The following is a 14,522-nucleotide window of genomic DNA, read 5'->3' as shown; positions in this document are numbered from 1 at the left end:
GTGCTCGAGAGCGTAGGACCGGATCACGTCCCTAACCCCGTTCTCATTCCACGAGTACTCGTTGAGAAGACGCTGCGTCTTCTGTGGACCGGCGTCGTGGATGTACTCGGCGAGCGTCCACCCGTTCTTCCGTTCCTTCGACGACAGAAGACCACGCGCGTACGCCTCGGCCTGCCTGCGCGGTTGTTCGCCACCAAGGCTGGCAGCGACACGGGCCAGCAACTCGTCCAACGCGACCTCCCACACCCCGACGTCCACCGTCGCTATGCTCACGGAAGCGGTCGCTGCGAATTCTTCGATTCTCTTCACAAAGTACGGAGAACACGCAGCGGCCGCGTCGCGCATCGCACCACGCCGACCGATTGGGTAGAGACCACAGAGCGATCACTGTTGCTGCCGTACTAGACCGGGGCCCGCTGGACCTCGGTCGGCCACGTGTCGCCGGGGTTGGCGTCCCGGATGTTCTCGATCTCGCCCGCGTCGCGGCGGGCCTGCCGCGACGGGCGGTGCGCGGCGATGAGGACGAGGGTCAGTCCGAACACGATCCATCCGGCGAGGACGAGAACGGGGAATGCCGCTCCCGCGCCGTCGAAGAAGGCGGTGGCGCGCAGGAGGCTGCCGGAGGCGCCCAGGGGAAGGAGCTGTCCCAGGGTCGACCATCCGTCGGGGAGCCAGTGCGGTCCGGTCGACAGGCCGGAGAGCGGGTTGCCGAGGAATATCGTCAGAGCCATCATGATCATGACGCCCGCGTAGCCCAGCAGTGTGTCGAGGCCCAGAGCGGTGATCGACACCGCCGCCATGCCCAGGGCCAGTCCGGCCGCGGATCTCCAGTAGTCGCCGGCCAGTGAGCCGGCGCCGTACTGGAGGAAGGCGGTGAGGGCGGCTCCCGCGGCCAGGGCGAAGCCGAACGCGCCCGCGATGCGCAGGCGCAGGTTGGCCGACCCTGGGAACAGCCGGATGAGCATGACGGCGGGAAGGATCCCGGCGAACATCATCGGCAGTGTCACCGCGCCGAAGCCGGCGCCCCGAGGGTCGTCCGAGGGGAAGGCGACGAGGTCGTGGACGTCGGCTGTCGTCCGCTGCCTCTCGGCGAGGGCGCTGCCCGCGGCGGAGATGGCGGTGGCGACCGGGGTTCCACCGGCGCTGGCCGTGTACACGTCGATCCCGTCGGGCCCCAGGGCGAAGCCGCCGGAGATCTCATGGCCCTTGACGGCCGCGGCGAGCGCGGCCCGGTCGCCGTAGACCTCGACGTCCCATGCGTCGCCGGCGAGGCCGGCGCGGGTCACGTCGAGGGCCCGCTGGGGTCCGGTGACACCCAGGGGCACGTGCCGGGGCTCGCCGTGGACGGCGGGGAGGGAGAAGGCGGCCAGCATCGCCATGACGACGACGGTCAGGCCGAGGACCAGGGCGCCGAGCATGGCCATCCGGCTGCGCTGCGTGGAGAGCGCTGGAGTCGTCATGCGGATGGTTCCTCTCGACAGGGGTGGCGTGTTGGCTGGTACTCGGGTGCAGGTTACGTGTAGCTAGGTTCCTGAGTCCACGGCGGTATGCTGGAAGGGTGAGTGGAGGGCAGGCGGCGGAGGCCACCCGGATCCCGGCGGACCTCGTGGACGTGGCGATCCAGGCTTCTGCCGATCTCGGCAAGGATGTGGCCGAGGTCTCAGTCGTCGAGATCGCGCGGAGAGCGGGGATCTCCCGGACCACGCTGCTGCGCCGGCTGGGCGGCACGCGCGGTCCGCTGGACGACGCGGTACGGGCGGCCGGGGTCGATCCGGGCGGTCAGCCACCGGTGCGTCAGCGGGCCATTGAGGCGGGCGGCCGCCTCGTYGCCGAGCAGGGACTGGGTGCGTTGACCCTCGAGGCCGTCGCGTCGGCCGCGGACTGCTCCGTCTACAGCCTGTACGCCGTGTTCGGCGGCAGGCTCGGCCTGCTTCAGGCGATCTTCAAGCGCTATCGTCCGACCCTGGATCTCGACGACGCCAGCCTCGGCCCCGACCTGACCGCCGCCGTGACCGAGATCTATCGCCAGCTCGCCCGAGGGCTGACCCGCGAACCGGCGATCATGCCGGCGGTCCTCGCCGCGATCCTGACCCACCCCCACGATCCCGCGGCCGCCGAGATGATCACAGGGATTCTTCCGCTCTCACCCCTGTTCAGGGTCCGCGACTGGCTGGTCATCCAGATCCACGCTGGCAGGATCCGCGACATCCCCAGCGTCCTGCTGCTACAGCAGATGATCGCGCCGCTCGTCGTCCATGTCCTGCTCCGCCCGTTCGCGGCGCGGACACCGCGCCTCGAGGCCCCGGAACTCGACCGGGCCTGCGTGATCCTCGCCGAGAACTTCGTCCGCGCCGTCGCCGCCGACGGCTAGACCCGCCCGATCCGCCTGGGAGCGTGCCGACTCACACGCTGGTCAGCGCGGGTGCCGCGCGTGGACCAGCTATGCTTGCCCCATCAGCTCGTCGAGCTCCTGCCGCGAGTTGTCCGTGCGTCGCAGCACCCGAGTCCAGGCAGCGGTTTCTCAGCATCCGCTTCCTGGCATCGGGCCTCCGCTCCGCGCGTAACCGGTCGAGACCCTCGGGTCCCTGGTTGTCGGCGGGACATCCACACAGATAGTGATTTTCTTTGTCTTCGTTTACCGATCTCGGCGTGCCCGCGCGGCTGGCCGACGTTCTCGCCGGTCTCGCCATCGAGACCCCCACCCCCATCCAGCGGGCGACACTGCCGGACGCGCTCGCCGGGCGTGACGTCCTGGGCCGCGGCCGCACGGGGTCCGGCAAGACGCTGGCGTTCCTCATACCCGTGGTCGCGCGACTGTCCGGCGGGCCCCGGGCTCGGGCCGGGGCTCCGCGCGCGCTGGTTCTGGCACCCACCCGCGAGCTCGCGGCGCAGATCGACACGGCGCTGCGACCGCTGGCCGCCGCGGCCGGCCTCACCTCGTGCACCGTGTTCGGCGGCGTCGGTCAGAACCCGCAGGTGGCCGCCATCCGGCGCGGCGTCGACATCGTCGTGGCCTGCCCCGGCCGCCTCGAGGATCTCCTCGATCAGGGGCACTGCTCGCTGGCCCACGTGAAGATCACCGTGCTGGACGAGGCCGACCACATGGCTGACCTGGGGTTCCTTCCCGCGGTACGTCGGCTGATCGGTCAGACCCCGGCCGGCGGGCAGCGCATGCTGTTCTCGGCCACCCTGGACAAGGCCATCGACACCCTGGTGCGCCAGTACCTCAGCAAACCCGCGGTACACGAGGCCGACTCGGCCCAGTCCCCGGTGGGCACCATGACGCACCACGTCCTGCACGTCGAGCGGGACAGCCGCCTTCCCGTGCTCGTCGACCTGTCCAGCGCCCCGGGCCGCACGGTCGTGTTCACCCGCACCAAGCACGGCGCCAAGGCGCTGGCCCGCCAGCTCAACCGCGCCGGCGTGCCCACGGTCGAACTGCACGGCAACCTGAGCCAGAACGCCCGTACCCGCAACCTCGACGACTTCCAGACCGACCGGGCCACGGCGCTGGTCGCCACGGACATCGCGGCCCGCGGCATCCATGTCGACAACGTGGCCCTCGTGATCCACGCCGATCCGCCGGCCGACCACAAGGCCTACCTGCACCGTTCCGGGCGCACCGCGCGCGCCGGCAACAGCGGCACCGTCGTCACGCTGGCGACCACGGAGCAGCTGCGCGAGGTCACGCAACTGGCCCGCGCCGCCGGCATCAAGCCGACGACCACCCGGGTGGCATCCGCCGATCACCCGCTGCTCGCCGCGCTCGCCCCCGGCACCCGGTCGCTGACCAGCCCCGTGACCGCGGTCCAGGCGCAGACCAGAGCCATCCCGGCCCAGCGCCAGCCGGCTGGCGAAGACCGGGGAACCGAGTCGACACCCCGAGCGGGCAGACGACGCGGACGCCGACAGGCCGGCAACCAGAGCCGAGGCGCCGGGCGGGCCACAGCGGCTCGACCGGCCGCGGCCACCGGGTCTCGGTCGGCCACGGCCACGGCCACGGCCTCCCGGTCGGCTACGGCCTCCCGGTCGACCACGGCCACGACGCGTGCCGGCTCACCCGATCGCCAGGCTGGCGGGTCGCCCGCCCAGGGGTCCGGATCGCGCCCGACCCACAGCGCCGCGGCGTTCAGCGCACGTCGCGGCCGCTGACCAGACCGGTCGCGACCGGTCGGGGGAGTGATCGGTCAGGGCAGGATCTCGACGTACCCGTCGGTTCCGTGCACGCGGATCCGCTGCCCGTCGAGGATCAGCCGGGTCGCGTCCAACACACCGACGACGGCCGGCAGCCCGTACTCCCGTGCGATCACCGCGCCGTGCGTCATCAGTCCTCCGACCTCCGTCACCAGGCCCGCGACGGCGACGAAGAGGGGCGTCCAGCTGGGGTCCGTGTGGGCGGTGACGAGGATGTCGCCCGGTTCGAGATCGGCCCGCGCCATGTCCAGGATGACGCGGGCCCGCCCTTCGACGGTCCCGGCGGAGACCGGTAGGCCGATCAGCGCGCCGGCCGGCGCGCCGTCGCGTCGGTACGCCCCGGCGACGGCCTCGCCGTCCGACGTGAGCACCCGGGGCGGCGTGAGCGTCTGATACGACCTGAAGGCGTCCTTGCGCCGGCCGATGAGCTGGTCATCCACGCGGTTCGTGCGCACGACGTCGTGAAGTTCCTGGAACGTGAGATAGAAGATGTCCTCCTTCTCAAGAAGCACGTGGGCCTGCACTAGGCGCTCGGCTTCGTCCAACAGGGCCCGCTTGTACACGAAGTAGCGGCTGACCATGCCGTACTTCGGATACTCCCGGTACCCGATGAAGGTCCGGACCAGGTCGATCATTCGCTTCGTCTCGTCGGCCCTGCCCTCCCCGTCCGGCAGGGCGCGCAGGCGCTCCAGTAGCTCCTGCTCCTTCTTCGACGCCTCCTGCCGCCCCTGCTCGAAGCGCCGCTCGCCGGCTCCCGGCTCGAAGTTCCTGATGTTGCCGAGGATCAGGGGCACGAGCGTGGAGGGGCGTTCACTCCAACGCGGCCGCGTGATGTCGATCTCGCCGACGCAGCGCATGCCATACCTGTCGAGCCAGGCCCCTATCGCGTCTCGCGCTTCCCGCCCGCCCGCGAGCCTGGGCAGCTCGTCCAGAAAGCCCTCGTCCTCGACATGCCGTAGAAACGCCACCACGTCCGGATGCGGACGGATCACGTCGGCGACGTCGAGCAGCGCCAGCCCCATCTCCGACGTGATGTTGTGGGGCACGGACCGCGTGAGCGTGTCCGCCGCGTTCTTCTCGCCCAGCCATGCCTCCAGCCGCTCGTTGAGCCACCACGTGGCCTCCATCGCCGACATGAACACCTGATGGCTGCGCGGATCGAACAAGATCCGCCGCAGCTCCTGGATGTCCGCCCGGATGAAGTCGAGCAGCGCCACTCCCGACTTCGTCCGGATGTCGCGTTCCGACGCGGCGATGGACGCCTCGCTGTGCCCGATCAGCTCGGTGACGATGGCCGGATCGGTCTCGATCGGCGCTGACGCGCCACCGAACAGTGGCCCGGGGGGACCCTCGTCAGGCAGCGGCCGGATGAAGCCGTCGCGGTCGAGGACGGTCCGCAGCGCGTCCCCGGTCAGCGGATCGGATTTCCCCATGAGCTCCAGGAGGACGGCGCGGCTCGCCGGCGAGGCCAGCCGCTGGGTGATGTCGACGAACAGGCGGCCGCCGGCCTCGGCCATGGGCGCGGGGGTCGTCATCTGCCAGAAGGAGAGCCCCAGGGGCTTCATGGCGTCGGTCATCATCTGCTGATAGCCGACGGAGACATAGATGTGGTTCTCCTGGTCGCCGGTCTCGGGGATGGGGAACAGGGTGGTGATCGGCCGGCTCTGGACGATGTGGAAGCCGTCGTCGACCAGGCACCACTCGATGTCCTGAGGGCGGCCGAAGTGCGCCTCGATCCGCCGGCCGAGMCGCGCGAGCCGCATGACCTGCGCGTCCGTCAGCGCCGGCCGCTCCCGCAGCTCCGGGTCGATCRCCTGTTCCCGGGTCCCGCCCGCCGGCGAGGCGTGGATGGCGAGCTGCTTGGCGCCGACCGCCCTGGCGACGATCTCGTCGTCGCGCACCTTGTAGACGTCCGGGTTCACCAGGCCGGAGACCAGAGCCTCGCCGAGGCCGAAGCTGGCCTCCACGGAGGAGACCTTCCGGTTGGACGTGACGGGGTCGGCGGTGAACAGGACGCCGGCCGCGTGCGGGAAGAACATCCGCTGCACGACCACGGCCATGCGGACCGCGCGGTGGTCGATGCCGTTGCGCTGGCGGTAGGTAACGGCCCGCCCGGTGAACAGCGAGGCCCAGCACCGGCTGACGTGCCGGAGGATCGCCGCCGGCCCCACGACGTTCAGGTACGTGTCCTGCTGGCCGGCGAAGGATGCCGTCGGCAGGTCCTCCGCCGTCGCGCTGGATCGGACGGCGTACGCGGCCTGCTCGCCGAGCTGGGCGAGCGCGCGGGTGATCGCCGCCGCGAGATCGCCCGGGATGGCGATCCCTTCGACGGTCCGGCGGATCTCCGCGCTGAGCGTGCGGATCGCTTCCTGATCGTCCGGGTTCAGGCACGACAACTGCTCGAGTCGGTCGTCGATCGAGGGCGCTTCCGCCATGATCCGCCGGAAGGCGGCCGTCGTCACGCAAAAGCCAGCCGGCACGCGGATGCCGTCGATCCGCGACAGCGCCCCCAGGTGGGCGCCCTTGCCACCAACGACCGCGACCTGCGTCTCGTCAACCTCCTGAAGGCCCAACACGTACTGCTCGCTCATCGCGACGTCACCGCGTCCCGCATAGGTCGACAACAACACCCGCACGTCGTGCCCCCATGTCCTCGTCCGTTCCTGGTCCGGCCGGTGATTCTGCGGCACGATCCGGGTCTTGCGGCAAGCCCCCCGGTCTGCTATACGTTAAGAGTGGCAGGGAGTGGGAACTCCTTGTCTTTCTTTTTGATCTTTATTTTTTGATCTTTGTCTTGTGGCTCTCGCCCTTGGTGGAGCCCGCTGAATGGACCGCATTCGGACCACATTCCGGCGGTAGCGGGATCCGGTCGGGCGAGCCGGAGATTCAGGGACCGGGTGGCCCCGCTGGCGGGGCTGGTGGCGTCGTACCGGTCGCCTCCAGGACGTCGAACCAGACGCGGACCAGGAGGCTGCCGAGTCCGACCACCACGCCCGCGACAGACGCGATCCGCACTCCCAGGACGTCCGGGACGATGCCGGCGAGAACGGCGATGCTGAGCAGCAGGTCGGCCATCACCACGCAGGTGATGGTCAGGACGTAGACCCGCACCCGGGGCTTGGTCCAGCGAAAGCCATCGACCGGGTCGTGCCGGCGCGACGGGCGGTGCTGGTGCCGCAGGCGGATCAGGTAGGTCGAGTCCCACATCATCGCGAGGAGAAGGACCGGCAGCACCTGCGCGACGGTCGAGTACAGGTTGTCGTGCACCCCTCACCCCTCAGCGGGATCGGTGCCTGGCGCGTACCTCGCGCGGCGCCATATCGGCAACGTCCGCCAGCTGACCACTGTCGACTCCGGAGCCGGTTCCACCAATCGGTTCGAACAGATCGTGGTGCAGGTCCAGCGCGAGCACGCCTGTGCCAACTCCCACCAGGATGGTCGCACCACCGCCGGTGCGCTCCAGCGACCGAGGGTCAGGCCGCTGCTGGAGCAGAGCATGAACCGGAACGCCGAGCGGAACGATCGCGCCCGACGTACCGGTCGTGGCGTTCCACAGCCGAACTGTGCCGTTGACGTCCCCGGAGACCAGGATGACGCGGCCGTCGGGCCTGGCCGCGGTGATGACGGTCATGACCTGCCCCTCATGCCCGATCAAGGGATCAGCCACCTGTCGGCCGGACACCGGGTCCCAGAGGCGGACCGTCCCATCGGCGCTGGCCGAGGCGACATGGGCTGGTGATCCTGGCCGGGCAGGCACGGCTGCCATCGACCAGATGACGTCATCGTGGCCGACCAGCGCGCCGGTCTCGCGGGCGCCGTGCACGCTGTTGCCCGATGCGTCAGCGGATGGATCGACCGCGAGGGGGGTCACGTCCCAGACGCTGATGGTGGCACCGGAGGCGACCGCGAGGAGCGCCCCACCGTCAGGGCGGGCCACGGTGCACAAGGCCCGGACCGGTCGCGGGTAGCGGTTCAGAACAGGCCCGAGGGTGACGCGCGAGTCGTCGCTGATCGTGATGATGGTGACGGCTCCGGACCCGTCCGCGACGGCCACGCGCGTGACCAGGGGCGTCTCGGCGATCGGACACAGGGCCAGCACGGCCCGGCGGCTCACCCGCAGCGGCGGCCCGACCCAGCCGGCGGCCGGGTCGCAGTGGTGGACCTGGCCACCGGTGTCACCGGTGAGCAGACTGAAGCGATCTGTGGTGCCCAACGGCGCGATCGCCGACACCCCGGGTGGAGCGGCCACCGGGAGGCTGGCCGCGGTGGCGGATGACCAACCTCGCACCGTGCCGTCACCGTTCACGATGACGGCACTCGAGACCGCGTCGGTGCGGGACGCCAGGCCGACGGCCGCCCGCGGTGTCCGCACCAGTGGCCGCCCCACAGCTCGCCCGGTGACCGCGTCCCACAGGCGCACAGTCCCGTCACGCCCGACGCTGGCGAGCGTCGGCGATGGGCCCGGCACACCGCACACACCCTGGACCGGGCCGGTGTGGCCGACAAGAGGTGGGCCTACCGCGCGGCCGGTGGCCGGGTTCCACAGCCGGACGGTCCCATCGTTCCCGGCGCTGGCCAGCAGCGGCGGGTCCCCGGGCACGACGCTCACCCCCATGACGGCGCCCGCGTGACCGGTCAGGGGCGGGGCGGTCCGCAGGCCGGTGGCCGGTTCCCACAGCCGGACGGTCCCATCGTTCCCGGCGCTGGCCAGCAGCGGCGGGTCGCCCGGTACCGCGCATACCGCCAGGACGGCGCCCGCGTGACCGGTCAGGGGCGCGCCGGTCCGCAGGCCGGCGGCCGGGTCCCACAACCGGATCGTGCCGTCGATCCCGGCGCTGGCCAGCAGCGGCGGGTCGCCCGGTACCGCGCATACCGCCAGGACGGCCCACGTGTGACCGGTCAGGGGCGGGGTGGTCCGCGGGCCGGTGGCCGGGTCCCACAGCCGGATGGTGCCGTCGGTCGAGGCGCTGGCCAGCAGTGGCGGCTCGCTGGGTATCGCGCAGACACCGTAGGTGGAGCCCGTGTGACCGGTGAGCGGCGGCCCGACCGGCAGGCCGGTCGCGGGGTCCCACACCCGAACCGTKCGGTCAGATCCAGCGCTGGCCAGCAGTGGCGGCTCGCTGGGTATCGCGCAGACACCGTAGGCGGAGCCCACGTGACCGGTGAGCGGCGGCCCGACCGGCAGGCCGGTCGCGGGGTCCCATACCTGGATCGTGCCGTCGATCCCGGCGCTGGCCAGCAGCGGCGGGTCCCCAGGCAGCACACACACCCCGAGGACGGGGGGAGCGCGATCCGCCAGCCGCGGGCTGGACGGCTGGTCGGTGGCCAGATCCCACAGCCGGACCGTTCCGTCCGCCCCGGCGCTGGCCAGCAGCGGCATGCCCCCAGGCATGGCGCACACATGCATGACGGCACCGTCGTGACCGGTCAGCGGCGCGCCCGCCGCCTGGCCCGTGGCCGGGTCCCACAGCCGGACGGTGCCGTCGTCCCCGGCGCTGGCCAGCAGCAAGGACTCGCCCGGCACGGCGCACACCACGTGGACGGTGCCGGTGTGACCGGCCATGGGCGAACCGACCGGCCGGCCCGTGGCCGGGTCCCACAGCCGGATGGTGCCGTCGGTCGAGGTGCTGGCCAGCAGCGGGGACTCGCCCGGCACCGCGCACACATCCACGACGGAGCCCCCATGACTGGCCATGGGCGAACCGACCGGCCGGCCGGTGGCCGGGTCCCACAGCCGGATGGTGCCGTCGGTTCCGGCGCTGGCCAGCAGCGGGGACTCGCCCGGCACCGCGCACACACCCAGGACGGCGCTGGTGTGACCGGCTAGCGGCGCGCCCGCCGCCTGGCCCGTGGCCGGGTCCCACAGCCGGACGGTGCCGTCGTCCCCGGCGCTGGCCAGCAGCGGGGACTCGCCCGGCACCACGCAGACACCGTAGGCCGAGCCCGTGTGACCGGTCATCGGCGCGCCCACCGGCTGACCGGTGCCCGGGTCCCACAACCGGACCGTCCCGTCACTCCCAGCGCTGGCCAGCAGCGTCTGCCCGGCGGCCGTGACCAATGCGCAGATGCTCTCGACGGTGCCGAGGTGCCCGGTCATGGGCTCGCCCACGGGGGTGGCGGTGGATGGATCCCAGAGCCTGATGGTGCCGTCGTCCGCGGCGGAGGCGAGCACCGTTCGGCCGTTGGCGAGGTTGACTCCGCATACCCTGCGCGCCGAAGCGGTGTGACCGTTCAGCCGGACATGGATGGTGGCACTGCCCGCGTCGGCGGCGGCGACACCCCACCCCACGGCGGGCTCGTCGATGACCCGCTGTCGACTGTGGATGGTCGTGGCGAGCTGGCGCAGCCCCGGCCGGTCGCCCGGTCCGACACCGACCAGGGCGTCGCGGGCGCCGAGCACACCGGCGACCGGCGGTGGGACGGAACGGCGGCCGAACAGGGTACGAATCGCGTCACTGGTCACCKCGCCAGGGTCGAGGCGGTCGAGCACCCGGGGCCTGGCGGCCAGGTCGTCCCACAGGCCCGCGTCGGCGACGTGCCCCGACAGGTGCTCGGCGAGGTAGCCCGGGAGATGGTTCGGCCAGGGCGGACTGGCGGCTAGCTCCAGCAGGGCGCGGGCCGCGAGCCCGCGTGGGTCGCTCCCGTCGTGCCCGGCCAGAGGCCGGTTCTCGAAATACTCGGCGAAGGTGCGGTGCGCGAGGCGGTAGATCGTGCCCGCCTCCGACGCCTCCGACGCCTCCGACGCCTCCGACGCCTCCGACGCTTCCGCTCGGGCAGCGGGCGAGTCGGCGGTGATGTAGGCACCCGCCTGAGCGAGCAGTCCGGTGATCGCCGCCGCCCAGGCCGCGTCGCCATCGGAGTCCACCTCCGACGCGGAGCCGGCCGGGGGAGCGGGGCCGAGGGCAAGGCCGCCGGCCATGGCCGCCCAGATGCCGTCGGCTTCCGGGACGCCGCGGCCGCGGGCCAGGGCGAGCGCCCGCATGAGGTCGGGGTAACGGTCGTCATGATCGGCCAGGCGGCGCAGGGCACGGCCGAACAGGTCGTGATGCCTTCCCGCCAACAGCTGATGTCGGGAGCGGGTCATGCCGGGGATCAGCAGCCGCGGGTCGGCGATCAACTMATAGACCGCCAGGCGGGCGAAGAGGAATTCTTCCGCTCGCTCCGCCACCTCAGCCGCCGCGCGGGCGATGTCCGCATCGGTGACCTCCCCCATGTGAGGGACGCCGCGACCGGCCATGCCGTGATCACGTGCCGCCCGCAGCCTGCCGGTGACGTAGTGGCGAACGGCTTCGTGGTCCTGGCCCAAGGTGATCACTTCGCCCTGGCCGAAGCGGCGCCCACCACGACCGGCATCACCAGGTTCGCCGGGCTGAGTCGCGCGAGCGTCGAGCGCGTCGAGCAGGTCCACGTCACCGGCCGGCGCGCCGACCGTCTCCCGGGTCGAGGCTCGCGTGCCGACGAGGACACGGACCTCGGGGAGCGCGGCGACGCGGGCCAGCAATGACCGGGCGATGTCCAGCGGATCCAGGGACTCGTCGAGCGCGTCGGCCAGGACGGTGAACGGCCCAGCCCGGCTCGCGAGCCGATCGGCGAGGAAGTCAAGATCGCCGGCCACACCGGCCCCGGGGCTGGTGCGTGAGGGCAGCGGACCGACCCCGGCCGCCGTGGCCACTCGGGCCGTAACCTGGGCGAGGTCCAGCCCGCTGAGGTGGACTATCGCGTCGAACACCGACTCTGGAACGCTTTCGGTGTCCGGCGCGGCGGYGGTGACCAGTCCCCGGCGAGCCAGCGCGTCACGCAGCGCGGGCAGTGATCGCATCAGCACAYTGCCGAGCAACGCCGACTTTCCCGACCCGGCCCGGCCGGTCACGACGAGCATTCCCGAGCCGGCCTGACGTAGCCAACCGCTGATCCGCGTGAGCTCGGCTTCCCGGCCTTCGAAGAACCAGGACGTCTCTCCGTGCTCGAAGGCGAGGGCTTTTGTCAGGAAATGGATCCGCTCATCCGGAGTGAGGTCGTCGATGACCTCTTCAAGATGGCGTATCTCGGCCAACGGTGCGGAGACCCAGGACGCGGCCGGCGGAAACACGTGGACCAGCTCCGCGTCTTCGATGTTCCCGAAGGGGAAAATGAAACACTCCGGGAGGCGACGGCGCAGCTGATGGCCCAGATCGGCCAGCGGTATTCGCTCGCTGGCCGAGTACGTCGCGTCCAGGGCCGCCCGCAACGCGCCACCAAAGCGGCCCAGCACCGTGCCGCCGTTGCCGGACACGCTCATCAGCAGGACCGCGCCCGAGGGCGGGTCGTGATCCARCAGCTCCTTCGCGACGAGTTGGGCGAAGTGCTGCGACCGGCAGGCGTCGATCACTACCAGTGCCCACCCCTGCCCGGCGGCCTCGCTGTCCTGCGTCCGGATCCGAATCGCGGCCTGCCGCGCCCGGATCGCGTGCGCGAGCTGCCCGGGTGTCACACCGGAGACCCCGGGCGGCCAGGGCGTGTCGCGGTGGGCCAGCCAGGCGCCGAAGCCGTCCGACCAGCCATGCCCGGCCCAGTACAGGACGCTGTTCAGGGGGGTCCGCGGCAGGCTGGCGGAGCTGGCCCAGTCCAGCAGCCGCCGCTCGACCGCCTCGGCTCCGCGTTCCATCGCGGGCGCGGCCCACGGGTCGGCCGTCCCGCCGAACGCGGCGAGGAGGTCGATCACCCGGCCGGCCTCCGTCGCCACGTCCAGGTCCTCCCACGCGGCGCGATCGCGGTAGTGCCCGATCGCCACGTCGAAGACCTGCACCCGCGGCGCTCCGGCCGGCCTCGGCCCGGCTGGCGGATCCGATCCGCCGTGCTCCTCACCCGTCATTCCCCGCCACCGTCCGGATCACCCACCGCCGGGTCGAAGCTCATGACCATCCGCCGCACCTGCGACCGGCCGCCACCGTCAGCCTGGATCCAGAACAGTCCCGGCGGCAACGACTCCACCTCGCCCATCAACGCCTCACCACCAGGCCGCGGGACCGGCGTGGCGACTCGCAGCCCGGTACCCGCGTCGAAGACCGAGCATGACGCCCTACCGGTCCGCCCGGCACCAGTGATCTCGACGGTGAACGGCCTCCCCGCCGCGATGACATCGGGTGCGTCCAGGCCCAGCTCACTCGCACCCTGCCATGGCCCGCTCCGCAGGCCGTCCAGCGTGTCCCGTACCACCACCATGGCGTCCTCACTGGCGGCCAGGGCCCCATGCGACTGCGCGAGCGGCACCGCGCCAGGCCCCGGCGACTCGGCCGACTCCCGGGGGACCGTCCCGTCCCCGCCCAGATCCGCCGTCCGGCCGGCACCCCCGTCCGGTGGAAGGATCGTGTAACGGTGACCGGTGGCCTGGCCCGCCTCGATCGTGACCGCCTGCACGGTCGGCTGAAAGGCGCCCACGACCTGCGTATGTCCCGGCAGACGCCGGTCCGGGATCGTCGCCCGACGCGAGAACGCCTCGGCCGCCAGATCGGCGTCACCTCCGATGGAGGTGACGTCGGGCACGGTGAGCCGTCGCGCCCCGATCCCATCGCGGACACATCGATAGCCCGGGAGAAGGTCGTAGACCCCGGGCAGCGCCCGGGCCAGCGATCGCAACCGCGCGCGAGGCAGGGGAAAGCCCCGGCCAGATCCCATCATCAGGACCGCCTTCGGTGCGCCGAAAAACGGCGTCCCGAGCGTCACCACCTTTCGCACCAGGCCGGCGAACCCGGCGTCCGCACACGCCTTGCGGGTTACCAGCCCACCCATGGAATGCGCCACGAGCACCAGCCGAACGTCCCCATCGACGGCCCGGCGGCGCAGCGTCTCATCGCATGCCGGGTGTCTGCGCCAGGCCGCGAGATGCCGCTGCGCCGCGTTCGCCAGCAGGTGGGCGTTGTGATCCACGGGAAGCCGCCAGTCATAGGCGAACTCCAGCACGGCGGCGGGGTGAAAAAGGTCCGCGACCATCGTCCTCGACAGCCGCCGATACGGCTCGAACCCGCCAAGCACCGGCGCGAACGCCGCGAACGTCAGCAGCCGGGTCGCCCGCACCCGCTCATACCGGCCCGCCCGCTCGTCCTCGGTCACTGCCAGGTCCTTCAGCGACCGCCCCGACGTCCACGCGGACACGTACCATCCTGGATCGCGCAACCCCCACAAGACCCGCCCCGACTCGGCCTCAACCAGTTCACTGCCCATGATCCCGGGCACGACCACGACCGCGTCCGCCGAGCGTGGCTCGCCCCCGCTCATGGGCAGGCACCGTTCGTCCAGGAAAGGCCGGCCCGTGTTCGCCGGGACCGCTGCTCCAAAGACAGCATCGTTGT

The 14,522-nt window shown here is 71.7% G+C and carries 7 protein-coding genes and 1 pseudogene; 2 read left to right on the top strand and 6 right to left on the bottom strand.

Annotation, left to right across the window (positions count from 1 at the left end; translation table 11 throughout):
• Nucleotides 1-345 (bottom strand): annotated as a pseudogene (locus BL253_RS28220) (hypothetical protein); the annotation flags it as partial.
• A 56-nt stretch (nucleotides 346-401) separates the two neighbouring features.
• The gene (locus BL253_RS28215) at nucleotides 402-1,460 is read right to left on the bottom strand and encodes a hypothetical protein (RefSeq protein ID WP_198946429.1); all 1,059 of its coding nucleotides are present in this window, start codon (nucleotides 1,458-1,460) and stop codon (nucleotides 402-404) included.
• A gap of 98 nt (nucleotides 1,461-1,558) precedes the next feature.
• Here BL253_RS28215 and BL253_RS28210 point away from each other — a divergent pair, with 98 nt between their 5' ends.
• A complete protein-coding gene (locus BL253_RS28210; RefSeq protein ID WP_198946428.1) occupies nucleotides 1,559-2,371 on the top strand; it encodes a TetR/AcrR family transcriptional regulator in 813 nt (270 codons plus the stop codon).
• A gap of 278 nt (nucleotides 2,372-2,649) precedes the next feature.
• On the top strand, nucleotides 2,650-4,152 hold the full coding sequence (locus BL253_RS28205; protein ID WP_081438773.1) for a DEAD/DEAH box helicase: 1,503 nt from the start codon (nucleotides 2,650-2,652) through the stop codon (nucleotides 4,150-4,152).
• Nucleotides 4,153-4,187: 35 nt separating this feature from the next.
• Here BL253_RS28205 and rph read toward each other — a convergent pair whose 3' ends face one another.
• The 4 genes from rph to BL253_RS28185 form a co-directional block, all read right to left on the bottom strand.
• On the bottom strand, nucleotides 4,188-6,830 hold the full coding sequence (gene rph, locus BL253_RS28200; RefSeq protein ID WP_241835228.1) for a rifamycin-inactivating phosphotransferase: 2,643 nt from the start codon (nucleotides 6,828-6,830) through the stop codon (nucleotides 4,188-4,190).
• 250 nt (nucleotides 6,831-7,080) lie between these two features.
• Nucleotides 7,081-7,461, bottom strand: coding sequence for a hypothetical protein (locus tag BL253_RS28195; protein WP_076820330.1), 381 nt, complete (start codon nucleotides 7,459-7,461; stop codon nucleotides 7,081-7,083).
• Nucleotides 7,462-7,471: 10 nt separating this feature from the next.
• Entirely contained in the window at nucleotides 7,472-13,045 is a 5,574-nt protein-coding gene (locus BL253_RS28190; RefSeq protein WP_131831597.1) for an NACHT and WD repeat domain-containing protein, read from the bottom strand.
• Nucleotides 13,042-14,448 (bottom strand): esterase/lipase family protein, encoded by a 1,407-nt coding sequence (locus BL253_RS28185; RefSeq protein WP_158230437.1) that lies wholly within the window; start codon nucleotides 14,446-14,448, stop codon nucleotides 13,042-13,044. Before BL253_RS28185 ends, BL253_RS28190 begins: the two co-directional genes overlap by 4 nt.
• Between the last annotated feature and the right edge of the window lie 74 nt (nucleotides 14,449-14,522).

This window comes from Pseudofrankia asymbiotica, assembly GCF_001983105.1.
GTDB classification, from domain to species: domain Bacteria; phylum Actinomycetota; class Actinomycetes; order Frankiales; family Frankiaceae; genus Pseudofrankia; species Pseudofrankia asymbiotica.
This window is presented reverse-complemented; position numbering and strand designations above follow the sequence as displayed.